This window comes from Paenibacillus sp. PK1-4R, assembly GCF_030369595.1.
Taxonomy (GTDB): domain Bacteria; phylum Bacillota; class Bacilli; order Paenibacillales; family Paenibacillaceae; genus Paenibacillus.
Genome location: NZ_CP126535.1, coordinates 5,066,567 through 5,090,428, shown reverse-complemented (window position 1 = coordinate 5,090,428; position 23,862 = coordinate 5,066,567). Strand labels below are relative to the sequence as shown.

18 protein-coding genes are annotated in these 23,862 nt (G+C 46.8%); 8 read left to right on the top strand and 10 right to left on the bottom strand.

The features are described 5' to 3' along the window. The first annotated feature begins 140 nt into the window (after positions 1-140). Together QNO02_RS22070 and QNO02_RS22065 are read left to right on the top strand one after the other, a co-directional pair. Complete coding sequence (locus tag QNO02_RS22070) at positions 141-1,142, top strand: ABC transporter substrate-binding protein (RefSeq protein ID WP_091028155.1); 1,002 nt, start codon at positions 141-143, stop codon at positions 1,140-1,142. After that, positions 1,139-3,187 carry an iron ABC transporter permease gene (locus QNO02_RS22065; protein WP_091028157.1) on the top strand — a complete coding sequence of 683 codons (2,049 nt, stop codon included), beginning with the start codon at positions 1,139-1,141 and terminating at the stop codon, positions 3,185-3,187. Before QNO02_RS22070 ends, QNO02_RS22065 begins: the two co-directional genes overlap by 4 nt. 223 nt (positions 3,188-3,410) lie before the next feature. Here QNO02_RS22065 and QNO02_RS22060 read toward each other — a convergent pair whose 3' ends face one another. Together QNO02_RS22060 and QNO02_RS22055 are read right to left on the bottom strand one after the other, a co-directional pair. After that, positions 3,411-4,583, bottom strand: coding sequence for an aminotransferase class I/II-fold pyridoxal phosphate-dependent enzyme (locus tag QNO02_RS22060; protein WP_289389983.1), 1,173 nt, complete (start codon positions 4,581-4,583; stop codon positions 3,411-3,413). Between the two features lie 94 nt (positions 4,584-4,677). Then, complete coding sequence (locus QNO02_RS22055) at positions 4,678-6,753, bottom strand: methyl-accepting chemotaxis protein (protein WP_176872539.1); 2,076 nt, start codon at positions 6,751-6,753, stop codon at positions 4,678-4,680. Positions 6,754-7,010: 257 nt separating this feature from the next. On the opposite strand from QNO02_RS22055, the gene QNO02_RS22050 reads away from it, so the two are divergent. Next, entirely contained in the window at positions 7,011-8,039 is a 1,029-nt protein-coding gene (locus QNO02_RS22050) for a leucine-rich repeat domain-containing protein (RefSeq protein ID WP_289389982.1), read from the top strand. Between the two features lie 79 nt (positions 8,040-8,118). Here QNO02_RS22050 and QNO02_RS22045 read toward each other — a convergent pair whose 3' ends face one another. Together QNO02_RS22045 and QNO02_RS22040 are read right to left on the bottom strand one after the other, a co-directional pair. Continuing rightward, entirely contained in the window at positions 8,119-8,838 is a 720-nt protein-coding gene (locus QNO02_RS22045; RefSeq protein WP_133385708.1) for an SDR family oxidoreductase, read from the bottom strand. A gap of 110 nt (positions 8,839-8,948) precedes the next feature. After that, the gene (locus QNO02_RS22040; RefSeq protein WP_091028164.1) at positions 8,949-9,311 is read right to left on the bottom strand and encodes a winged helix-turn-helix transcriptional regulator; all 363 of its coding nucleotides are present in this window, start codon (positions 9,309-9,311) and stop codon (positions 8,949-8,951) included. Positions 9,312-9,515: 204 nt separating this feature from the next. On the opposite strand from QNO02_RS22040, the gene QNO02_RS22035 reads away from it, so the two are divergent. After that, a complete protein-coding gene (locus QNO02_RS22035) occupies positions 9,516-10,052 on the top strand; it encodes an NAD(P)H-dependent oxidoreductase (protein WP_289392849.1) in 537 nt (178 codons plus the stop codon). A gap of 115 nt (positions 10,053-10,167) precedes the next feature. Here the strand turns inward: QNO02_RS22035 and QNO02_RS22030 are convergent, their stop codons facing one another. Next, positions 10,168-12,231: a beta-xylosidase family glycoside hydrolase gene (locus tag QNO02_RS22030; RefSeq protein ID WP_289389981.1), complete on the bottom strand. Its 2,064-nt coding sequence runs from the start codon at positions 12,229-12,231 to the stop codon at positions 10,168-10,170. Positions 12,232-12,264: 33 nt separating this feature from the next. Continuing rightward, positions 12,265-14,205 (bottom strand): carbohydrate-binding protein, encoded by a 1,941-nt coding sequence (locus tag QNO02_RS22025; protein WP_091028169.1) that lies wholly within the window; start codon positions 14,203-14,205, stop codon positions 12,265-12,267. A 903-nt stretch (positions 14,206-15,108) separates the two neighbouring features. On the opposite strand from QNO02_RS22025, the gene QNO02_RS22020 reads away from it, so the two are divergent. Beyond that, positions 15,109-15,468, top strand: coding sequence for a hypothetical protein (locus QNO02_RS22020; protein WP_289389980.1), 360 nt, complete (start codon positions 15,109-15,111; stop codon positions 15,466-15,468). A gap of 33 nt (positions 15,469-15,501) precedes the next feature. Beyond that, the gene (locus QNO02_RS22015) at positions 15,502-17,043 is read left to right on the top strand and encodes an exosporium glycoprotein BclB-related protein (RefSeq protein ID WP_289389979.1); all 1,542 of its coding nucleotides are present in this window, start codon (positions 15,502-15,504) and stop codon (positions 17,041-17,043) included. 180 nt (positions 17,044-17,223) lie between these two features. Here QNO02_RS22015 and QNO02_RS22010 read toward each other — a convergent pair whose 3' ends face one another. Beyond that, positions 17,224-19,185: an AraC family transcriptional regulator gene (locus QNO02_RS22010; protein ID WP_289389978.1), complete on the bottom strand. Its 1,962-nt coding sequence runs from the start codon at positions 19,183-19,185 to the stop codon at positions 17,224-17,226. Between the two features lie 330 nt (positions 19,186-19,515). Then, positions 19,516-19,869 carry a DoxX family protein gene (locus QNO02_RS22005; RefSeq protein WP_091028178.1) on the bottom strand — a complete coding sequence of 118 codons (354 nt, stop codon included), beginning with the start codon at positions 19,867-19,869 and terminating at the stop codon, positions 19,516-19,518. Positions 19,870-20,009: 140 nt separating this feature from the next. Between QNO02_RS22005 and QNO02_RS22000 the strand changes: the two genes are divergently transcribed. Together QNO02_RS22000 and QNO02_RS21995 are read left to right on the top strand one after the other, a co-directional pair. After that, entirely contained in the window at positions 20,010-20,366 is a 357-nt protein-coding gene (locus QNO02_RS22000; protein ID WP_289389977.1) for a winged helix-turn-helix transcriptional regulator, read from the top strand. Between the two features lie 51 nt (positions 20,367-20,417). Then, positions 20,418-21,455 carry an NAD(P)/FAD-dependent oxidoreductase gene (locus tag QNO02_RS21995; RefSeq protein ID WP_289389976.1) on the top strand — a complete coding sequence of 346 codons (1,038 nt, stop codon included), beginning with the start codon at positions 20,418-20,420 and terminating at the stop codon, positions 21,453-21,455. A gap of 163 nt (positions 21,456-21,618) precedes the next feature. Here QNO02_RS21995 and QNO02_RS21990 read toward each other — a convergent pair whose 3' ends face one another. After that, entirely contained in the window at positions 21,619-22,368 is a 750-nt protein-coding gene (locus QNO02_RS21990) for an ankyrin repeat domain-containing protein (RefSeq protein ID WP_289389975.1), read from the bottom strand. Positions 22,369-22,451: 83 nt separating this feature from the next. After that, positions 22,452-23,423, bottom strand: a complete 972-nt coding sequence (locus tag QNO02_RS21985; protein WP_289389974.1) for a phosphotransferase — start codon at positions 23,421-23,423, stop codon at positions 22,452-22,454. Positions 23,424-23,862 lie beyond the last annotated feature (439 nt).

The window sequence follows — 23,862 nt, the reverse complement described above, 5'->3', positions numbered from 1 at the left end:
CTCCCTTTCCTTTTTTATTTCATAAAAGAATTGGAATAAGGTACTTTCCATTGACAAAAATCCATTCCTACGGCATAATCCAATAGTGATAATGATAATTGTTATCATATAAATACATATTAACAGGGGAGAATAGAGATATGAAAAAAGGGTTGAATGGACTGTTGATTATGCTGGCCTTTGTGCTGGTTTTGGCGGGCTGTGGTAAAACCACGACTACAACAGATACAAGTCAAGGTAGTGGCTCGGGTAGTGCTCCGGCTGAAGAGACAGCAGGTCCTGTTACCGTGAAGCATAAACGTGGAGAGCTTAAGCTGGACAAGCCAGCAGAGCGTGTCGTTACGCTTGAATGGACATATACGGAGGATGTTGTTGCCTTGGGTGTTCAACCAGTAGGTAATGCAGATAACGCTAACTATAAAGTGTGGGTAACATCCGAAGCAGCACTGGATGACAGTGTAACGGATATCGGAACACGCAGTGAACCAAATCTGGAAGCTATTGCTGCATTGAAGCCAGATCTGATCATTGCTAATGCAGATAATAACACGGCGGTCTACGATCAGCTTAACGCGATTGCGCCAACGATTGAATATGATCCGTACGATGGTAACGGTTATGATTATGACAAAATGACAGAGATCTTTACTAACATTGCAACGGCTCTGGGCAAAGAAGACAAAGCAAAAGAAGTTCTTAGTGATCTCGATCAGCACTATGTAGAAGCCAAAGAAAAACTGGCTGCTGCGGGTAAAGAAAACTTCAATTTTGCGCTGACACAAGCGTTCACATATCAAAATGCAGTCAGCCTGCGTATGTTTACCGATAACTCGGTTGTGATTGGTACTTTGGACAAAATCGGACTGGTTAACGATTGGCAGCCGGACAAAGTTGAAAACTATGGCTTCTCTACAGTAGGCATTGAATCCTTAACCGATGTGAAGGACAGTAACTTCATTTATATTACACAACCAGACGATGACGTCTTTGGCACAGCCATGAAAGATAACTCGGTTTGGAACGGACTGAACTTTGTGAAGGAAAAACGCACATATCAACTCGATAGCACAACATGGACATTTGGTGGACCGATCTCCTCCAAAGTATTGGTTGATGGGGTAGTCGAGGCGATTACCAAATGAGTTCGGTTCAAGGATCTAAGCCAGCTATGAATTGGCGCACAATAAGCATATATGGGGGCGGTCTAACCGCTCTCATCGTGCTTTTTTTTGTAAGTCTGTGTTATGGAGAAGCATCCATTCCTTTGCATGTCGTTTGGGACGCTCTTACAGGCAGACAGGATTCATTAGAGCACAATATGGTCTGGGACTTGCGCATGCCGCGTACAGTGATCGGTATTCTTGCGGGTGGCGCACTGGCTGTTGCGGGCGCTTTGCTGCAAACGATTACTCGTAATCCACTGGCTGCTTCAGATACGCTGGGCATTAATGCGGGAGCATACTTTGTGGTGGTGCTGGGAGCTATCGCTTTTCCAAGTCTATTAAGTCAGTCGCCTTTTCTTTTCGCAGCCCTAGGTGGTTTGCTGGCAGCATTTGCGGCTTATTTCATGGGCGGCGGACGAACATCAAGCCCGGTTCGACTTGCGTTGTCCGGTATGATTGTATCGATGGTCCTTGGTTCATTTACGAGTGCATTACATATTTTTTTCTCCATGGAGACACAAGGGTTGTTCCTTTGGGGTTCAGGAACACTTGTCCAGAATGACTGGAGTGGTGTGTTTTATGCTTTGCCTTGGGTGGTTGGTATTACCCTTCTCGCGTTAATCCTGTCCAGACAGTGGGATATGCTGGAGTTGGATGAATCAACGGCCTCTTCCTTGGGACAAAAGGTTGCATTGGCTCGTGCAGGAGGGTTAATCCTCGCTGTATTGCTGGCCGCCGTGATTGTCAGTGTAATTGGACCGATTGGTTTTGTGGGATTGGTTGCACCTCATCTGGTTCGATTGAGTGGTGTACGTTCTAATCGATTACTTTTACCCGGTGTGTTCATATGGGGCGCAGCGCTCCTGGTTGGAGCAGATGTCCTCGCCAAGATGGTGCATAACTCCAGCATGGAACTGCCAACGGGTGCCGTTATGGCGATCATTGGTGCACCTTGGCTCATCTGGCTTGTTCTTACACGTATGAAGGCTGCAAACGGATCAGGCATGTCAACTTCAATGAGCACAGGAGGAGCTGCGCGTCGCTTTGCATTTGGCCCGATGGCTGTATTATTCTCAGTCATAACGGTCGTGCTTATCTTGCTCAGTACAATGTTTGGTGGTATGCGAATTCCGCTGGCCGATTGGTTACCAAGTCTGTTCCAATCGGATGGACTGTTCTCCGCGCTGATTCAGCTTCGGATTCCGCGTACTCTTGTTGCCGCAGGTGCAGGAGCTGCACTGGCAATCAGCGGTGTGCTCATTCAGATGGCGGTACGTAACCCGCTGGCAGATGCTTCAATTGTTGGTGTGTCCTCAGGTGCAGGGCTTGGAGCAATGATGGTCATCATCTTATGGCCGGGTCTTCCGATATACTTGCTGCCAATTGCGGCAATTATCGGTGCAGCCATTGCTGCAGTGGTTGTGTTCTCCCTCGCCTGGAAGAAAGGACTGAACCCTTCGGCGGTTGTGTTGCTGGGGATCGCGATGTCTGCCATTGCTGGAGCAGGTATTCAGATTCTGATTGTCCGTGGTGCGGTATACGGTAGCAGCGGATATATCTGGCTGACAGGAAGCACCTATGCTCGTACCTGGGAACAGGTGAGGGTTATCGGATTATTTTTAGTTATTCTGGTACCGGTGGCTTGGTGGCTGGCACGCAGATTCGAACTGCTGGTATTTGACGACAACAGTGCATCCGGGCTTGGTCTCGGAGTACGTCGCACACGATTATTGGCCATGACAGTTGGTGTATTACTTGCAGCAGGTGCGGTTGCTTGTGTAGGAACCGTTGGTTTTATCGGGCTGATTGCACCACATATGGTACGGCTACTGACGGGGAATAAGTTAAGACGATCCATGTTCCTATCCGCATTAGCGGGTGCAGTCATGCTGGTGCTCGCCGATACTATCGGTAGAACCGTCATGGCACCGACAGAGATTCCATCAGGCATACTCATTGCGATCATCGGAACACCGTACTTCCTGTATCTGATGTATCGTTCTAATTGGCGCAAGTCTGTATAAATCGTTGAAACAAGAAGCCTGCTCCCCGAGCAGGCTTCTTGCTATCACGTGGTACCATTCAGCTGCGATCTTAAATCACCCAATGAATGTTTAGTCCTCTGAAAATGAAAAAAATCCCCTTCACGTCTACGAGAAGTAGAGATCACGTTTTCAAACGTGAAACTCTTACTCCCTGTGGACCTTGAGGGGATTTTTGCTTGAGCACATTCGAATCGTACTCCCGTTAGCTGGATTTCAGAATCCCGCTGTCATCGACGGATTGTACGGCTTGCTGCAATATTTCATTATCCTGAACAAGCGCGAAGCGCACATACCCTTCACCTGAAGGACCAAAGGCACTGCCTGGGGTTGCAATGACACCCGCATGTGTGACCAGATCCATGGCAAATTGCTCTGAGCTGTCGTAGTGCGCCGGAATCCGGCTCCAGACGAACATCGTTGCTTCAGGTTTGGCAATCGGCCAACCGAGATTGCTGAAGCCCTCACAGAGGATGTCTCTACGCTGTTCATAAATAGCTCTGACCCGTTCAACCTCGGATTGATCACCGGTAATGGCTGCAATTGCTGCTTTTTGAATCGGAAGGAACATCCCGTAATCCATATTGGATTTTAGCTTTTTCAGCATGGAGACCATGGTTGTATTGCCCACACAGAAGCCGATTCGCGCTCCGGCCAGTCCGTACGTTTTTGACAGGGAATTGAACTCCACACCGACGTCCATGGCGCCAGGGAATGCAAGGAAGCTTCCACATGACTTTCCGTCAAATACGAGTTCACTGTACGCATTATCGTGGAGCACGATAATATCATACTTCTTGGCAAAGGCAATCAGGTCAAGATAGAACTGATCCGGTGCCATCGCGGTTGTTGGATTGTTGGGATAGGAGACCAGCATGAATTTCGCTCGATGAGCGATATCTTCCGGTATATCCTGAAGTTGAATAACATACCCGTTTTCTTCTTTTTGCGGCATATAATACAGTTCTGCACCTGCCAGTAACGGCCCATCCGCGAAGACGGGATAACAGGGGTCAGGGACCAGCACGAGATCACCTTCATCGACAATGGAGAGGGATATATGTGCCAGCCCTTCCTGTGAACCGAGCAAGGAACAGATCTGTGTTGCCGGGTCTAACTCGACCTGATAGCGCTGCTTGTACCAATCGCTTGCAGCTTGCAGCAACTCACTCTGATCATTCACTGCATATATATAATTAGCCGGATTAGCTGCGGCCTCACATAGTGCAGTTATAATATGCTGCGCAGGTGGGATATTCGGCGTACCCACACTGAGATCAATAACCGGCAGTCCGTTCTCCAGTCTGCGGCGCTTGATCTCCAGCAACCGGGTGAAAATTCCTTCGTTGAAATGATCCATTCGTTTGGCAAAGTTCATGATGATGATTCAGCCTCCAATCCTCTTCGTACGCATATTCATTAATAATAAATGGACAGCGACTAAAAGAGAAGAGCAGGGGAACGCTTGCGGATCATGACTTTACTTTAAACTGGCTTAGTTCGTCTTGCAGTTTGCCAGATAACTGGTTCAACTGTTTTGACAGATCTGCTACCTGTTCGATACTATCCAGCTGCTCCTGCGTGCTGGCGCTTACTTCTTCCGTCGATGCCGAGTTCTCCTCTGTGGTGGAAGAGATAATCTCCAGTGCCTGGAATATCTCATCTTTGTGCTTGTGTACATTGGAGGTATTGTTGGTAATCTGCATCATACGCTGCTGTAGATCCTTTAGGTCTTTGTTAATACTAAAGAATACATGTTTGGTATCTTCTACGGATTTGGCATTCTCCTCCGCAATCTTCATACCGCGCATGGTATGTTCAACCGACAGGGTTGTTTTCTCTTCAATAACATTTACCTTTTTGTTGATTTCCTCTGTTGCCTGAGCCGTCTGTTCTGCAAGTTTGCGGACCTCTTCGGCAACGACGGCAAATCCTCTTCCATGTTCGCCAGCACGTGCAGCTTCAATGGAGGCATTCAGTGCGAGCAGGTTCGTCTGAGAGGCAATCTGTTTGACTGTATCCACAAAACTGGATATTTCATTCCGACTCAGGTCAATCTCCTGGATAATAGAGGACATTGCTTGGGTGGACTGATGGTTTTCCTCGGACCATTTCGATAATTGTTCCACGACCGCCAGTCCTTGGCTGCTCTGATCAGCAGATGTCTGCACGACCGTTCCCATAGCCTGCGCATCGGTAGCAATTTCATCGATTTGGCTGGATAAAGAGCCTGTTTTGCGTAAAATATTTTCCGTTTCGATGGACTGATAATTCGTTGCATTGGCAATTTCGTTGATGGCTGTTGATGTATCATTCATAGTCACAGCTGTTCGAGAGGAGATGGCTTGCAGATCATTCGACGACTGGTTCAGGATTTGCGCCGAGCTGCCGACCATTTGCAGCATGACCTGAATTTTCTGCACCATGGAATTCAAGCCTGTAGCGATCTGTCCAATTTCATTATTAGATTTGATATCCAGTTGGACAGTCAGGTCACCTTGTTCAATCTGTTTAATCTTAGCCAGCAGCTGTGGTATGGAGCGTAACAGACGGCGAAGGGTAATGTAACAGATAATCACAAGTAGAAGGGTGGCTGCAGCAAAACCGCCAAGCGTGATCCACGTGAACGTTTTTAATTCCGCGAGAACTTCTTCTTCGGATATGGTCAGACCAACGGACCATCCCGTATCCTTGCTGGTAGCGTAGCCGATATAACGACGTTCCCCATTGTCGTTCATAAGCTGTACGCCGTTTTCACCGGCAAGCATTTTCTTGCCGATGTTCCCCATGTCCCCCGTACTGTCCAGGATGTTCTCCTTCAATACCTTCTCTTGATCTGGATGGTACAGAATTTCCCCGCTCTTGGACAGCAACATGGAATAGCCCGTGCTTCCAAGGGAATAACTCTCCATAATTGCCGGAATATCCTTGAATGCAATATCCGCTGCGGCAAAGCCGATCGTGTTGTTGTTGTCGTCTTTGATCGGATAAAAGATACCCATGAGTACATCGCCTGCTGCAATATCAATGTACGGATCGGAGAAATAAAGTCCGTCTGCGGCGGTAACCGGCTTGTAGTATGGACGCGACTGGATATCAAAGTCCGGTGCAGATACGACACCATCATTTTGAATCCAAAAGCCTTTTCCATCCAGACCCGCGACCCAGGCATCGGCAAACGAAGGCTCTGCCTTAACGATAGCGGCGAGTGTCGCCTGTGTTTCCGCAGCGTAGGTTGAACTTGCCGCATCCGCAGCAGATGCTGTTGTTTCTATGTATTGCTGAAATAATGTGTTGGTGGACATTTGCTTGACGAGTGCGCCCTTCTCCTTGAATAGTGCATCAAATTCACTAACAATGGCTTGTGTCTTGGTCTGGAGCATGGATTCCTGCTGTTTCACCAGAATGTTTCGTGTGCTTGCAAACATAAATGTTCCCAGCACGGCAAAGACAACTACGATAATGACCAGCAGCACAATGGACAACGTATTTGCCATACTGGATGTCCGTGCTCCCATTTTCCCCCACTTGTTCAACATGTTCGACATATTCCATCTCCCCAGATGATTAATAAAAAGCTCAAAACGCCTTAGTTATATGTCGGCATGATCTATAGTTTTATGTAGATTTCTGTCGAATAATCCTGAAAGCAACGGGAAGGAAAGGCATGAGTATAAGAACAGTCAATGGGAGGGATGAAAAAAGAGGAAAGGAATGAAAAAACGGGGATCGGTGGTGGTTCATCCAGGCGATCTTGTTTATAATGGAATGAATTGGAACTATGGGTGGAAAAGGGGGATTATCTGTGAGTGAGTTATGGCATGCATCAATACAGGGGGTTCCATGGAATGCCGAAAAGATGCACCAGGCGGTGCATCTGTTGCGCCGCAGAGCAACGGTTCATTTCCGCGTTGGCGCGGATACATACGAGGACCTTGCCGAGCTCGATGCCAAAGTATTCTTTGCCCGGCCGGATCTGATCCTACACATATCACATATGGACCCTAAAGGGGTATATTCATCCGGATTTTTGGGGCGACTTGCACAGTTGAAACATGTGTCTGCCTTGCAGCTTGATCTTTCGCAGGCACAGGATTTGACGATTCTGGGTGCGATGGATCAACTGCAGTTTCTAAGATTGAATTCACCTGCAAAGGCGACTGGGCTCGATTTTATTAAACACTACACACGATTGACCTTTCTTGAACTGCGTGGCAAATTCAACGGATTTGCTTCCATTGCGGCATGCCTCCAACTGCATACGCTCATTCTGAACTGCGCGGTCGAAAGTGTTGATGTGTTGGCGGAACTGCCCGTGCTTCAGTATCTGTCCCTGGATCACTGTGAGTTAAAAGGGGGACTGGATGTATTGACACAGTCGACCATCTCAATGTTGAAGCTAAGCTCTGTTCGCAAACTGACGAGTATTCAGGGACTCGAACAGATGCGTGGGCTGGAATATCTGCATCTGTCCTTGCCCAAGCTGGAGCATTTATGCGACTTTTCCCATATGACCTCTCTCAGACAGCTCGAACTGGACTATATGAAATCGTTACGGGATATCAAACATCTATGGACAGCCCGTGCTCTGGAGTCTATTGAACTGAAAGAGATGAATACAGCGCTCAAAGCGGATTCTTTTGCTGGATTAACCGGGCTGGAGCATTTGCGCCAAATCGATTTTCGTTTTATTGATGTTAACAAAGGACGGATTGCAGCTATGCGTGATCACCTGGACAAGGCCGGAAAATCCCATTTGTTATATGAGAATATCCCTGAGCATGAACGCCTGAATTCCATAGGTATTGCGCACTTGTCGCATGTATTAATGTAAACAGGCTTTTGTCCAGCATGTGTATACAGAGCGAACTCCAGTGAACGGACCGATTGAGGCGGGCAGATGTCATTTCTATCTAGGTGTTCGTATCCGTTAAGGCGGGTATGTTGATCTCTTTCACGCAGGCCGCTTTGGACAAGCTGATGATACATCGAACGATGGCGACCATATCCTGCAGGGGAATGCGGGTCCCATCATACTCGGCCAGTGCACGTTCCATCCCGTCTTCATACGGAATTTCTGCCGCCAGTTCTCCCGGGTTGATGCATGTCACCGCGATGCGGTCATTCCTCGTATGCTCTCTTAGAGCTTCCGTAATACCCCTTATGGCAAATTTGGAGGCGACAAAAGAAACCTGGCTGCTGCCTGCATTGCTCAAACCGGCTGTTGAACCGATCAGGATGATCTTCCCTGCTTCAGATTGGCGGAGCTGAGGCAGTAAAGCCTGTATACATACAATCGTAGAAGTCACATTCACATGGATCAGCTGACTGATATCTGCGGGTTCATCCTTATCAAACGTGTAGTGCTCTTCAAATCCTTCCTTTTCCCAGATTCCCACGTTATAAATAAGCACATCCAACGTCTCGCCTTGAAGTTGGCTGGCAACTTGCTCCGCTGCCTGAAGCTCGGAAAGATCAGCCTGAATCCATATTCGCTCGACGCCATCCTCCACGGACAGACTTTCCGGCTTGCTGCGAGAGACCACCCAGACCTTATCACCGGATTGCGGCACACCTCTGACAAATGCATCGCCTAATCCTTTGCTTGCACCAAAGACAATTATATTTTTCAAATAAAGCCCTCCTTATCGATTAAAAATTAATAATATTTACATTAATCTATATCTTACTATAGAGGTGATACATGGAACATGAAGTTTGAATGAGGTATGCTTCATCCTTGTCAAGATTCGGGATGGTTGTTCTCCAACAATACGATATCTTCGCCCCGTTGTTGCCTGAGAGCAATATTGTCCCTCCCCCAAGCACACATGACATCCACGATGGTGTTGGCGGTAACGCCATATTCTGTAAGTCCGTATTCCACTTTGGGAGGCATCTGTTGGTAGACATGTCTGGTGACAAGGCCGTCTCGCTCCAACTCGCGCAATTGTTGAATTAACACTTTTTGCGAAATGCCAGGAATGCTGCGCTCTAATACGCTCGTTCTCTTTACTCCGGACATCAATAAACAGATGATTAAGGCTTTCCATTTGCCACCTATAATTTCAAGCGTCGCTTCAATGCCCAGATTGTATTGTTTCATCCTGATTTACCTCAGTTTAAGTTTTACGTGTTTTATAGAGTGTAACTATTTATTTTCTCACGGTTCTAACATTGAAGTCCATACACACTTTGAGGTAACCATCTTACTTCATTGTGTGTATTTTCTTTTGACTGGATGTGACTGATAATGGTCCATATTCAATTAAAGAAACCAACACCCTGGATGGGAAGAAAGGAACTTATGATGAAAACACTTGTTATTCTGGCACATCCCGATATGCAAAGTTCAAGAGTCAATCGTCGCTGGAAGGAGGAGTTGTTGCAGCATACAGATGATATTGTTCTTCACGAATTATATTCGGCCTACCCCGATTGGAAGATTGATGTTTGCCGAGAACAAGAGTTGCTGGAGACGCATGATCATATGATGTTGCAGTTCCCGTTATATTGGTACAGTTACCCACCGCTGCTGAAAAAATGGTTTGATGACGTGTTCACTCATGGATGGGCGTACGGATCGAAAGGAAATCGATTGAAGGGAAAGCGGATGGGACTTGCAATGTCCATAGGGGATAAGCAGGAGAATTATGCGAAAGATGGTTCCATCGGTTACAGCGTAGAGGAACTTGTTGCACCTTTCGTAGCAAGCATGAATCATGTAGGGGTTAAGGCGCTGCCGCATTATGCAGTCTATGGTGCCTCGTTCCAGGCTACGGATGAAGAGATTAACCGAAGTGCTGAAGAATACATGCGTTATATAAAACAGTTCCGGGATTCTTAAAAGTTAAAAGCTGAAACTCTTCATAAGAAATGTACTGAAAAGGACCTGGCTCACACATGGTGAAGTCCAGGTCCTAATCAATAAGCGAAAAATTAATAACCGAATAAAAACACATTTATTCTACGCGGAAATAATCAAAATCTGCATATCCTCCAGTAGACTTCGTTGCATAATTGAATAGTGCAAACCGGTATCCCATAAAGTGTGGCAGTGTGTAAGACATTTGAAGTGTATTGCCAATGGTGGTCCAGTTGCTGCCATCCAGACTATAAGCAAAGTAGGCTTTGTCTGTCTGGTTCGTAAAATCACAGATGACGCGGAGATAGATTCTGTTCTGGTTTAATGGCATAGTTGCTACTTCGGTCATGGTGCCGGAACTGGCATTAGCCATAACGATGGATTTGGTGCTGCCCGTCATTTTTACGCCGACAAAACCATATCTGGCCTGAAAAGCAGCGAGTCCAGCATAATCACCATCCTTCATGCCTGCTGTATCCAAAGCGGTAACCCCCGTACTTTTTGGACCAAAGGTTCGTTGTGTCAGCGTGTTGCGGGCTTCTAACAGGTTTTTGCTGATTTTGCCTGTAGTTAATCGCATGAAACCCGGCCGCTGGAGCAGGGACCAGTTGGCAGCATCAGGGTTATGATTCCACTGCCAGAAAGTAGCGAGACTGGATGTACCGGAAGATGAATTGCTCGTCAGGGAGACGTCATCCACATAAAACGCCATCAAATCATTGGTCGGGTCCGGATTCGAGTTATACGGTGTTTCCACAAAAATAAAGCTTTGAGACAAGTCTGCATTCGACGGAACGGTATACGTACCTTGAATGGTACCCCACTGTCCGCGGGTTAACGTCGCACTGCCCATAATGGTAATTCCGGTATAACTTGCACCGTTCTGGATGCTAAGATTGAACGTTTTGGTTGCAGGACCAGTAGTGTATTTGATCTTTGCCGAAAAAGAGTATGTTCCTCCCGGTACCAGCTTCCCTGTAACCATCTGTTTGGCTCCGCCTGCTGTCTGCTGTCTGCCGCTGACGAGCAGGCTTTTTGTACCGATGAATGCTTCGGCATTTGTTACGATGATGTTCGCCGTATTGTTGCTGGTCCACGGCTGAATGCTACTTTCCTCAAAACCGCCGTTCACTAACAGTTGCGTTACTGAGGGTGTGCCTGATGTGGTTGCGTTGAACTCATCGGACCCGTAGATTTTGGCAGCAGGCTGACCTTCAACGGGCATATTCATGTTAAGTGGAACCTTGCCGTTCACCCCAAACACAGGCCAGTTATCCGACCACGTCACTGGAACGAGATAGGGGATGCGTCCAATAGCCCCGCTATCACGAAACAGCAAGCCGTACCAAGCGCCGGATGCGGTATCCACGATGCCTCCTTGGGCGATTCCCGAGTCTCTGAGTACAACTTTACCTGTGTATGGACCTGTCAATGTGTTTGCACGATAGGCAAGCTGAATGCGACCATCACCCGAAGGCCAGGCAATCAGGAATACATAGTACATACCATTGATCTTCTGAATGTGTGCTCCTTCTGCCTTTACAATCATGTTGGAGCCGGCAACACTGCTTGCGTTTGGAATCAGGACCTGATTGAGCCCGCCGGATTTAACGGCCTTGGCATCAGGTGTCAGCTCAACGATACTGATGTTATCACTGCCATGAACAAGAAAGGTTCGATTCCCGTCAAACAAAAGGGAGGGGTCATGGTAATAACTGTTCAATGTGTAAGGTGTCCATGGCCCTGTTTCAATATTGCTGGTTTGGTAAATATACGTCTTGCCCGTGGAAAGCGAGCCAAAGGCCACATAATATATACCGTTGTTGTACCGCAAACTGCTCGCCCAGGAACCACGCCCATACTCGTTTTGTCCATTGTTCAGATTCTGTATATCCCCGTTTCCAAGCGTATCGTATACATAGTTTACGATGCTCCAGTTGACCAGATCATAAGACTTCATGACCGGGACTCCCGGATTCATATGCATCGTTGTGCTTGTCATATAAAATGCACTGCCCACCCGAATGACGTCACTGTCAGGAACATCCGCGTAAATAACCGGATTGCTGAACGTTGCGGCTGAAGCAGCGGGACTTGTCAAAGGGAATGATGTTATAAGCAAAGGAAGAGCGAGTAGAAGAGCACTGATTTTTTTCCACATATTCTATCCTCCCAATCGATCATGTCCTATGAATTAAAGCGAGTACTCCAGATAATCAATGTAAGCATCCCAAGTGCCATTATCCGTTGTTACGACCAGCTTGATTTCCTGATTGCCTGTAGCGTGAGTGATGCCGGTGAGGGTTTGAACGGTCGGCTCCGTTCCCGTGAAGTAGAAAGAACCAGCGGTTACACCCCCGATGACCAGATCAACACGGGCTGTATTATTGTTGTTGGAAGCGCCGCGGACAGAGAATTGATGGGTTGGGAATGCAAAATATTGATTGTATGCTGCATAATCATTGTTCCCGTAAAGAGCGACTCCATTAAAAGGGGAACTGATTACGCCAGCGTATTGGCCGCCAAGCGTCATATTCTCGGCTTCGTAACGGGTAACGTTTGGATTGGGATTAGGATTTGGGTTTGGGTTAGGGTTGCCGCCCGAACCTGATGTGAATTGCCAGTAGTCCAGTTTGAACAGATTTCCATTGCCCGAGCCTGTAAACACCAGATACAAACGATGTACCCCTGTAGCGTTGGTAACATTGGTCTCCATCTCGCGCCAAGTTTGCGAACCGCCAGTTGAACTTACGTTAAGTGTTCCAACTAGTGGGCCTGTCGGACTGTCCAGTCGAACCTCGATGTTGCCATTTCCGGTAGAAGCGACATTGGCCTTGAATTTGGAGGCTCCAGCTGAGCCAAAATCAACATTACCCACCGCGATCCAATCCCCATTATGAATGTTAGTGACATTCTGATTGGCTACAGGTCCACCGCTCGCTTGACTCGGTTCAGTGTTAATTCCTGCTTGCCAGCCAATGGTTTCGGCTTCCACCCGGACATACGGGTTGAGGTTAGTGGTCTGAGGTACACCTGTCATATTTCCTTGAACTTCCTGGATTGTTCCATCCGCATTATGTGTCAGTTTGTTGATATGTGTGGAACGGTATCCTTTGCCTTCACCGAGAAATGCTCGACTCACCGTTTGCGCATGGTACGCGACATACCATTCGTTGTTGAATTGAAACACGGCATGGTGGTTATTGCCGCCTACACCGAAGAACGTACCAGGATTTTTCAGAAAGTGTCCTTTATACGTGAAAGGTCCCATGGGGCTGTCGCTGACCATGTATCCGATCTCACCTTTTGGATATGCAGTAGGATGTGTTCCCGCGAAGTTGATGCAGTAGGAGTAATAATATTTGCCGTTATACTTGTGGATGCCGGAATCCTCGAACATATAAGGAGAATCAATAGTCACAGCACTGCCCACCACACTGGTCATGTCGGCACCGAGACGAATGACTCGAGCTGTTTTGGGATTAGCAATGGAAGCAGCGTTGGTATCATTCGGAATGCCGCCTCCAGCATATAAGTAAGCAGAGCCATCATCATCGACAAGGACAGCCGGATCAAAGAGCCAGGTTACGCCGGACATACCCGGTGTACTATGAGTCAGGAGGGCACGACCAAGTGGATCGGACCACGGTCCAATGGGGGAATCCGCCGTGAGCACGCCAATACCTCCACCCGAGTTGGCAAAATACAGGAAAAACTTTTCTTTGCCAGCAATGGTTTTCTTCGCCATGGCAGGAGCCCAGGACTGGGTAGCCCATTTGGCAATCCCTTGTCCATTATTCGCATTATTCGCACCCGCTACCGGGATGGAACCATGGTCTGTCCAGTTCACCATATCAGCTGAAGAGATGACGTTAATTTTCCCGATCGTGCTGTACTGGTTCTCTCGGACAGAGCCGTCACTGTTGTACAGATATGCATCACCTGTCATGTAGACATAGACCCGATTGTTATGGACGAGCACATAAGGATCGGCTCCCAGTTTATGATCGATGAGGGGATTGGAATTTCCAGGAAGTTTGGCAACGGCTGCATTGGCTGCATGGCTGGATTCAACGGGCAGGGTGACAAAGATTAGCAGACAAGACAACAACAAAACTAGCGGTTTACGAATCATACGTTTCGCCTCCATAAGATTGGATTAGTTGGTGAGCTGAAATTCAGAATAGCTGAAATGGTGAAATGCCAAAAAATGAAGAGATGTTCCTCATGTCACCCCCTTCCTGAAATAATGGTTAGGTTGGCTGTTAGGTTAAATCTTCATGTTGTCATATATGGTTTAAGCCAGACGACCTGTGCACCGGGTACGTGGTCACGGCAGCAAGGGGAGAGGCTATAACCCGAAGTAAGCCTGCATCTGTGGGTGCGATTAGAAAAGCTATAATCTGTCAGGTTTCTTTTTGTAATCGCTTTCAATAAAATGGGTTAGAACACTGAAATTTGGCGAAGAAAGAGGTTTGGTCACGTCTAAATGTAATTATTTTTCATATTTTCTTTTAAATGTTTATTAACTTGACGATATCATATCACAATTTTAAGATAATACAATCTTTTTCTATTTTTAGTAGAGAATGAAGAAGACCATTATTATTCTATGTGTTTAACATTGGGCTTGATGGTAAAAATACTATCTCGTATTCTATAAAACTACACTTTCAAGCATAGCTTTGCCCGGCCAACAATTAGATACGAGAAAAAGACGTCTTAAGCTGTGACCGTTTCCCTGGAATCTACCGGGGGAACGGTCATTTCGTTATTTTCTGAAATCGATCCTGGTTACATAACAAAATCTACTCTTACTTGCTGACCAACTTTGATATTGCATAATTTCTTCTCTTTGTTGTACATATCCCAGTTTTTGTATAGCTAAAGCCCTGTGCGTAAAAGGTTGTTAAGTGATAATGGTGGATTGCCCCCTGTGTTTTGTCCACACCGTTGATTGAGTGTTTGAATATTACTATCGAGTGAGCTTATGCCAAATACTGCTAGACTCAGAGGTTCATAAAGGTGGGATGGGAAAATGGCTATTTTGTCAACTGGGCCGATTGAAAACAATCTGGTTTCCGGGGTTAGACCGACCCAACAGGTAACGATTAGATTGGTAAGTCGGGCTGAGGTGGATTCTGTAACAGTATCCATTCAGGGGTATGTGCTAAGCACAACAAGAACGCTGTATGTGAGTGAAGTAATCAGTATTGCCCCTAATGAAGCAGTGACCAGAAATTATTTTGCAGATTTAGATGCTTTTGAGTTTGTTTTTGGAACAGATGTGGAAGGCGTGGAGGAAGTAGAGATTTCAGTGTGGGGCAAACAAGCCTCTGGACAATTGGTTGATGCACACCGAGTGGTACAGCACGAAAAAACAGTTAATGACATCTAGCAGATCAAAATCCCCAAAAGAGGAGATGTAGCGATGAGCTTTTTATCAACAGGGCCGATTGAAAATAATGCTGTTAGCGGTGTAAGACCGACTCAGACCGTTACTGTCAGAATTGATAACCGTAGTAATGCCACAGCCTCAACCGTACAGATACAAGGGTATTACATGGAAAGTGGAATAAGAGTACTGTACGTCAGTGAGTCTTTTGACATCGTACCCAATCAAGTAATAACCAACAACTATTATGCTAATTTTGATGCCTTCGAGTTCACTTTTTCAACACCAGCGACGGTTAATGATCCTGTTCAAGTATCAGTATGGGGTAAGAGCAGCACAGGCGCATTGGTAACTGCCCATCGTTTGGTTTCTTCCGAATTGCTGGGTGAAACCCCAAGCATCAACGGAGCTACAGGCGCGACCGGGGCTACGGGAGCGACAGGCACACCAGGGACAGCTGGAGTGACAGGTGCAACAGGCGCACAAGGTACAGCGGGAGCAACAGGCGCAGCAGGTACAACGGGAGTAACAGGAGCGACAGGCACGCCAGGTACAACGGGAGTAACCGGAGCAACGGGTACAGCAGGTACAACCGGAGTAACGGGAGCAACAGGCGCAGCAGGTACAACCGGAGTAACGGGAGCAACAGGCGCAGCAGGTACAACGGGAGTAACCGGAGCAACAGGCACAGCAGGTACAACGGGAGTAACCGGAGCAACAGGCACAGCAGGTACAACCGGAGTAACCGGAGCAACAGGCACAGCAGGTACAACCGGAGTAACGGGAGCGACAGGCACAGCAGGTACAACGGGTGTAACCGGAGCAACAGGCACAGCAGGTACAACGGGAGTAACCGGAGAAACAGGCACAGCAGGTACAACCGGAGTAACGGGAGCAACAGGCACAGCAGGTACAACCGGAGTAACGGGAGCAACAGGCACAGCAGGTACAACCGGAGTAACGGGAGCAACAGGCACAGCAGGTACAACGGGAGTAACCGGAGAAACAGGTACAGCAGGTACAACCGGAGCAACCGGGGCTACGGGTGCGACTGGTTCTGGAACAATTATTCCTTATGCATCAGGACTTCCAGTTGTCTTGACTACAGTTTTGGGTGGACTTTTGAATACCTCCAGTTTAGTTGGTTTTGGCAACAGTGCTACCGGAGTAAGTGTTAACGGAGGAATTATTGATCTCACAGGCGCTGCAGGCACATTGCTTAACTTTGCTTTCTCGGCATCTCGTGCAGGAACGATTACTTCACTGGCCGCTTATTTCAGCACGACAGCCGGACTTAGTTTGGTTGGATCTACAGTAACCTTAACTGCACAATTATTCAGATCCACTACACCTAATAACTCCTTTACAGCTGTACCGGGTGCATTGGTAACCTTAGCTCCTCCACTGACCGGCATTTTGGCACTGGGCACAATATCCAGCGGAGTGACAACAGGACTGAGTATTCCGGTATCTGCCGGTGACCGCCTGCTTATGGTGTTCTCAGCATCAGTAACAGCCGGAATTGATGTGGCTACAACCGTAGCTGGATATGCAAGCGGCGGCCTTACCATCACTTAACGGAAAATGGGCTATATAACAAGTTTAAAGACAGGGACCCTTGCCAACATGGTGAGAGGTCCCTGTTTATGTGTGTGCTTTTGTTTTCAAACTCTCTTCAAATGAAAGATAAGGACTATACAAAAACATAAAAAGAGGAGGATTGCTCCTCGCCTCGTACATACCGTGGCTTACTCAAATTCACTCTGTTTTGGTTAGGCTGTCTACGACAAATTTTAGTTGGGCTTCCAACGAAATTGGGTCACTAAACACGAAGCCACGGCTTTCCTCGCGATAAACGTGATTATTCTGGACAGCAGGGAGGTTATCCCAGATAGGACCTTCAAAAACGGAATCCCCACTCTCATCACCTGTCCATCCACTAATAAAGATATAATCTCCTGCATATTGTGGTAACAATTCAAGTGATAACTTGGCCCAACCTTTGCCGCTATCGATGGCTTCCTTCTGAATGATCGGCGGTGCCTTCAGGCCAAACTCGCCATAAATAATATCTCCACCTCTACCAAAGCTCCCGTAGGCATAAAATTCTTTGGCACTTCCCGTATCAAAAATCGAAACCGTGCGATCACCTACCGCTTGCTCCACGAGTGGTTTATATTCAGCGATTTTAGCATCCCACTCTGCAATCCAGGCCTTCGCTTGCTCTTCTCTACCAGTCATCTTGCCAAAATCCATCAATTGCTCCCGTAGAGGTATTCCATATTCAACAGCGACGGTCGGCGCAATTTTGGACAGCTTTTCGATCGTTTCAGGGTCATTCCAAACGACAATTAAATCCGGCTGCAACTCCATGATTTTCTCGTAGGGTACATCGTTACCGATGTTGACAACGTCATCGAGCTTTCCTTCTGTATAACTGTTAAAGGACTCATCACCAGTTCCAACAGGCTTAAGGCCAAGAGCTAGCAAATGACCGGTAAAGGCTCCTGCAACCATTACGACCCTTTGAGGTTTTTTGGGGATTTGTATTTCACCGTTAACCGCAGAATAGGTTTGCATCTCCGAGCTTCCGTTTGTGGTGTTACTGATATTACTCTCTGCACCTACAGTTGGGCTTTGCGTACTGCCAGTGCTTCCATTCGTGTTTGCTGGCCTGGAACATGCGCTAACTAATAGAGTTAGGCACAACAGTAGGGTAATTCCTACAGGTAGTTTGCTTCTATACATCCGTAAATCTCCTTTTTCGCTATGTTGATAATGATTATCATCTCTGATATCAATATAACGACGGAGTTTACGCGGAGCAATGGATGATCGAAGCCTAAGGATAGGACGATAAGAACCTTTTGTCACTTGTCCAGACTCATCCTTGAATTGCTTTGGTGTGACTCCCGTATGTTTTTTGAACATTCTTATAAAATAGGATACATCAGCATATCCAACGCTTGCAGCGACTTCTTGCAGAGATAACTCGGTTCTTTGCAACAGCGTTACTGCTTTGTTCATCCTAATACCGATTAAGTAATCGATTAGACTTGCGCCAGTTTCACGTCGGAAGTACTTGGACAGATAAGGGACGCTGTAATGGAATGTATGAGCGAGGGTTTCCCGCGTCAGCGGCTTGGCGTAGTGCTCCTGCATATAGCGAATAAGCTGAGAAGCAAGGTTAGGCCTAACAATGCTTACCTGCTGTTGATCCATTTGTCTGAGCAACTCATATACAAATTGATAGAATAGTGTTTTGGTATGGAGTCGCTCCAAGCGTCCCGGTTTATTCCACTCGCCCAGCATTCGCTCAGTGATTTCGTAGAGGATGGCAGGATGATATGGAATAAAACCGTACTGGAGGTGGAATGGCAATGGTTGATCCGGTTGTTGAAGTGTATGCTGCTTGCCAGGTAGCGGTAAGGAGGCTTTGTAGAAAATCAGGTAATAATGAAAGGATGCGTTCGTTGGGATGATGTCCAGACGGGTGTTTTTGCCCCCATGAAGCATATAAAATGGTTTGGTAGCATGCTCATTTCCGTCTAAGATCACAGTCGCATTGCCATTCGTTACGTACAGAAAGGCGCTGGCAGGGAACAGGTAAGGACGTACGCACTCGTCGGCCTGTATGACAATATGTCGTACATCCATGATTTTGAGCGATGAACAATTCCAGATGAGTATGTGCTCTTGTACATTCAAGGTTGCTTTCAATAGAGAGTTGTCTTCCTTCCATGAGCTGTTGAAGCCAGCCTTTTATGTGGTGAGGTTATTATATAATAATATTAGTGGCTTTTTGTCACTTTCCAGAACGTTCCCTGGTAGTACCGGATTCTTCTCATAACTTTTGAGTATAAAGGCGAAAAAATTTTGATGTCATGACCTCTCCATAATCTAAAGAAAATCGCCGATAACTCCATGTGCATGATCTTTATTATGGCGGGATGTGGCACACAGGTCGATAGCGGTTCGTTCACCGGAAACCAGGCACCCGAAACATGGGGTTCGTATTGCACAGCGCATCGGATCGGTGTCCCGTTTCCTCTATAGTCTTCCAAAGGCTATGATCAATGCCAAAACTATAAAAAAGATATTTACGCCAAGCTCCCGGTACTCTTTACGCCGAATATGAAACAGCATTCCAAGCATTGTGACAACAGCCAAAGCGATTGCGGCGATCGGCGTAAGCACCGGAGTGATGTTCAGCGCCCACGGAAAAACAAGGCCAAGCGCTCCGAGTAGCTCCGCGATACCGATCAGAACAACTAGACTTTTTGGCACATCATTAACCCAGGCCCAGGTCTTTTTTGACGACTCGATACGAATGGTTTTCATCCATCCCGAATATACAAAGCCTGCCGCCAATATGATTTGTACGATCCATAACGTTACATTCATCTTTTCTTTTCCCCTTACTTGCTCGATTTTAATATCTGCCTCTATACTAAAGTGAGAATGCCGAATCAGGAAGTAGGCACTTAAACCTAACCAGGTAACCAAAAGTAAACCTGGGTATGGTCAGAAAGTGAGGAAAAAGAATGACGGTGTATTGCAGATTCGGAACGGCCTTGGATATCCTCACGGGTAAATGGAAATCTTTGATTCTTCTACGCCTGCTGAGCAACGGTACAATGCGGTTCAGCGAATTACAAAAAGCCATTCCAGATATTTCGAAAAAGATGCTGACCCAGCAGTTAAAAGAACTGGAGTATCACGATATTGTGCATCGGGAAGTGTATCCGCAAATTCCGCCAAAGGTCGAATACTCGATTACGGAGTACGGACAGCTCATGAAACCTGTGCTCCAGACAATGAGCAACTGGGGAGCCGGCCATATGCAGCATATGAAGAAGCTCTACGGCGAAGAAGATGAAAAAGGAGCACACCCATCCTAACCTCGGAAAATCGATTCCTTGGGGGGATAGGGTGACAAGGGAGAGTTAGTTTTGAATAAACAAAAAATTGTGATCATTGGTGCAGGGATTGTTGGGGCGTGTATGGCCTATCATCTAGCCAAACGAAATCAAAATGTAACCGTTATTGAACGGCATTCAGCCGCGGCGCGTGAAGTCACGGAAAAATCATTTGCCTGGATACATACGACGCATAGAGTGGCTCCTGAATACTGGCATTTGTACGATGCAGCTGTGGGAGAATATCACACACTTCAGCAAGAGTTGTCCGAACTGAACATTCATTGGCATGGCGCGCTAACTTGGGACACTCCGCCTCTAAGGGAGCAACACTTTCAAAAATTAAACCGGGAGCAGCTTGAGGCATTGGAGCCCAATCTGAAGGAATATCCGGATGAAGCCATGTTTGTCAGCGAAGAAGGTGCGGTCGACCCTATTGCTGTAACGGAGCTGTTGTTGAGCAAAGCGCAAGAGTACGGAGCAAAGATTCAGTTCGACACCAACGTTACACAGCTGAAGCAAGAGGGTTCCCGTCTGGTTGGTGTTCATACATCCAAGGGTTTTGTGGAGTCGGATGTTGTGGTATTGGCGGCAGGAACAGGTACGCCCGAACTTTGTAACCCGTTAGGTTGTCACGTGCCGGTAACTTCGTCACCTTCGATTCTGATTCGGATGAAAACTGCTAATAAACTGATACACACATTAATATCCAATGCGCAATTTGAAGCGCGTCAACTGACAGATTATACGCTGCTGGCTGCGGAAGATTATATCGACGAGTCGGAGGAAAACGGACCACAGGCGGTCGGTAAGCGAGCTTACGACACATTGCGTCACAGTCTCAAGCACGGAAATCAACTGGAACTGGAGAGCATAAAGGTTGGATGGAGACCCATGCCTGAGGACGGTTATCCGATTGTGGGCTTCCATGATCACATTGATGGACTTTATCTGACGCTAATGCATTCTGCAATTACGCTGGCGCCGCTGATTGCGCATCTGGCTGCAAGTGAAATTATTGATGGCAAATCAAGAAATGAATTAGACCCTTGTCGCCTCTCACGGTTTTAGGATCACTCCACAACGAAAAGTACATCGCTCAAGTCGCGATGTACTTTTCGTTGTATATATTTGTTGGAGTCTTCTACACTTTCCCAGTAGCCACTGGATTCTCCTCATAACTAAATCGTTGGCGATTGGCAATTCCATGCTAGCCATTTATCTACCTGTGAAACTAGCTAGCGGATTTGGCACCTTGACTTTCAAGCCACGGGATCAGCTCGGCTGAAAAATTACGTTTTGCTGTGTCCAGTGGAGTTGTTCCATCCCAGGTGGCTATCCAGTTCAGTTCGGCGCCGTGGTCAAGCAGGTATTCGGCTGTTTCTCTTTGACCTCCATGGCAAGCGCACCAGAAGGCAACGGTTACTGCATCGGGAGGAGAAGGGGAGGTGCTTGTTCCCCAAGGATAACGTTCCGGGAGTTGGGCTCCTTGGAAATGTTCTTGTATGGCGTCAATATTTCCAAGGGCGGCCGCATGCCAAAGGGCAAAGACCGCACCGCGCTCAACCAAGCGTCGTGCTGTATCCCATTGTGCAAAAGCAATAGCATCGTCCAGCGGTGTGCCACCGGCGATCACCGCGCCAGGCGCTTCCATGTCTGCGCCAGCATCAAGAAGGGCATCGAGCACTTGTACATCATTGGAGCTTGCAGCCCAATGCAAAGGTGTCTCGATGTTTGGACCAACCAAAGGAGCGTTCACTTCCGCACCAAACTTGGTCAATACTCTCACGGTATCCGCTCCATGAGGGAAGTGCCCCGGCCAATCCGTCACCACGTGCAGCAGCGTTCGAGCGATGCTAGAGTCTGAATCTACGTTGTCAGGCTTTCTTTCCGATATTCTTATCTTTGCCAATCCCGGACTCTCTGCCAGCAATTGCTGTAACGATGGAATATCTCCAGTGTGAATGGCTTGAATAACGCTCACTGCAAGTTTTTCATCCTCGTAAATAAATTCCATGCTCAAACCTCCTTTCAGGCTTATATCCATATTCATGTATATGGTTCTTATCACATAAGCATCTGAACTGCGCATCTGGCATGATACTCCGCGAGACCTTTAGCAAATTGCTGATCGGGGAATTGTCTGTGAAGCAGCTTCAATCCTCCTGATATCAAGGACAAATGATGGCAAAATCGATAAAATGTCATCCGCTCCGGGTCGAGATTGTTATTTTTTAAGTAGTGATAAAAGTCTCCAAATCGAAACTGGAGAAAGCTATGCTCATATTCGAGATCGAAGAATCCTGCGCCCTCAATATCAATAAGGCATGGTTGCATAGCATGATCTGTCCATATATGATCCGGACCTAGCTCTCCATGAATGAAACTATAGAGGTCTCTGGGGTGAATTGCTGCTTCCAATTCGTAAAGTTTCTCAAGCAGCCTTTCGTTATTTTTCCTGATATCTGTCATATGTTTGGATGCATAGGATAAGGCTGTTTCGGCATCCAACCGCTGAACTTGGTAGCAAGGCCCAGCCTTTTGGCTGTTATCGTTGGCGTTTCCATAAACGTTTCTTTGGATGTTATGCATATTAGACAACATATCCCTGATCCGTTGAAACAACTCATCCCGATCTTTGTGATTTTTATGCTGGAAATAGACTTCGGCTTTCTGTCCATCCACATACTCAACAAGAGCAAAATCATAAGAGTACCGGTCTTTATCGTTATTCAGATCATATAAGGTCGGCGTTCGGATTCCATGTTGAGCGAGAAAGCGAGTATTCAAAGAGAAAAGTTCGCTGCCATAGGAACTGTGGAAAGTGGGTTCATTCAAGATCTCTTCCTGAAAATAGTTGCTGGAAATATCCCAAACGTACAGCATACAAGTGAAACCATTCGTGCAGTCAATTTTGTAAATGACTTTTTGTGCACCGCCATGAATTCTTGCGCACTGCGTTATGAAGTAACTGGCACCAAATACTTTGTGCACATAATCCTGTAATTCCTCACGAGTAAGATGGTTGTTGGAAATCATCAATTTATGCTCCGTTTCAACTGTATTTTGCCGGCCAGCTACCTAAATATATAGAATATTTTCCCAAAAATATAGACTGTTTCTTTTCGATCTGTTAAAGTGTTGATTAAGGTCTGTATATTCATATGTATATTAAAGAAAGGGGTCGGGTACTCACGTTAGTGGGTGATCCGGCCCCTATTTTGCATGCAAGTTGACTCTCTGTTGACTATATATGACCAATGATTTTAAGGAGCTGGGAAGCCATCTTACATTTCAATGAACATCTTTTATTATGGAACAAGGCATCTATTAAAATAATGGATATTCGCCATATAACTATGCAAAGGCAGGAGAGACTTCACACCTACCGATTCCCTGCGAGCTGTTTCTTATACACGGTGCGTGGCAATGCTGTTATACGGTTGGATGGAAAAGATCATCAGGTCTCGCGATTCCA

Excerpts from the sequence above, each read along its gene's own strand:
- QNO02_RS22035 (WP_289392849.1), top strand. The coding sequence starts at position 9,516 with ATGAAAACACTTGTTATTCTGGCACATCCCGATATGCAAAGTTCAAGA.
- QNO02_RS22005 (WP_091028178.1), bottom strand. The coding sequence starts at position 19,869 with ATGAATGTAACGTTATGGATCGTACAAATCATATTGGCGGCAGGCTTT.
- QNO02_RS21985 (WP_289389974.1), bottom strand. The coding sequence starts at position 23,423 with ATGATTTCCAACAACCATCTTACTCGTGAGGAATTACAGGATTATGTG.
- QNO02_RS22000 (WP_289389977.1), top strand. The coding sequence starts at position 20,010 with ATGACGGTGTATTGCAGATTCGGAACGGCCTTGGATATCCTCACGGGT.
- QNO02_RS22040 (WP_091028164.1), bottom strand. The coding sequence starts at position 9,311 with ATGAAACAATACAATCTGGGCATTGAAGCGACGCTTGAAATTATAGGT.
- QNO02_RS22065 (WP_091028157.1), top strand. The coding sequence starts at position 1,139 with ATGAGTTCGGTTCAAGGATCTAAGCCAGCTATGAATTGGCGCACAATA.
- QNO02_RS22055 (WP_176872539.1), bottom strand. The coding sequence starts at position 6,753 with ATGTCGAACATGTTGAACAAGTGGGGGAAAATGGGAGCACGGACATCC.
- QNO02_RS22070 (WP_091028155.1), top strand. The coding sequence starts at position 141 with ATGAAAAAAGGGTTGAATGGACTGTTGATTATGCTGGCCTTTGTGCTG.
- QNO02_RS22060 (WP_289389983.1), bottom strand. The coding sequence starts at position 4,583 with ATGAACTTTGCCAAACGAATGGATCATTTCAACGAAGGAATTTTCACC.
- QNO02_RS22015 (WP_289389979.1), top strand. The coding sequence starts at position 15,502 with ATGAGCTTTTTATCAACAGGGCCGATTGAAAATAATGCTGTTAGCGGT.
- QNO02_RS22020 (WP_289389980.1), top strand. The coding sequence starts at position 15,109 with ATGGCTATTTTGTCAACTGGGCCGATTGAAAACAATCTGGTTTCCGGG.
- QNO02_RS22025 (WP_091028169.1), bottom strand. The coding sequence starts at position 14,205 with ATGATTCGTAAACCGCTAGTTTTGTTGTTGTCTTGTCTGCTAATCTTT.
- QNO02_RS22030 (WP_289389981.1), bottom strand. The coding sequence starts at position 12,231 with ATGTGGAAAAAAATCAGTGCTCTTCTACTCGCTCTTCCTTTGCTTATA.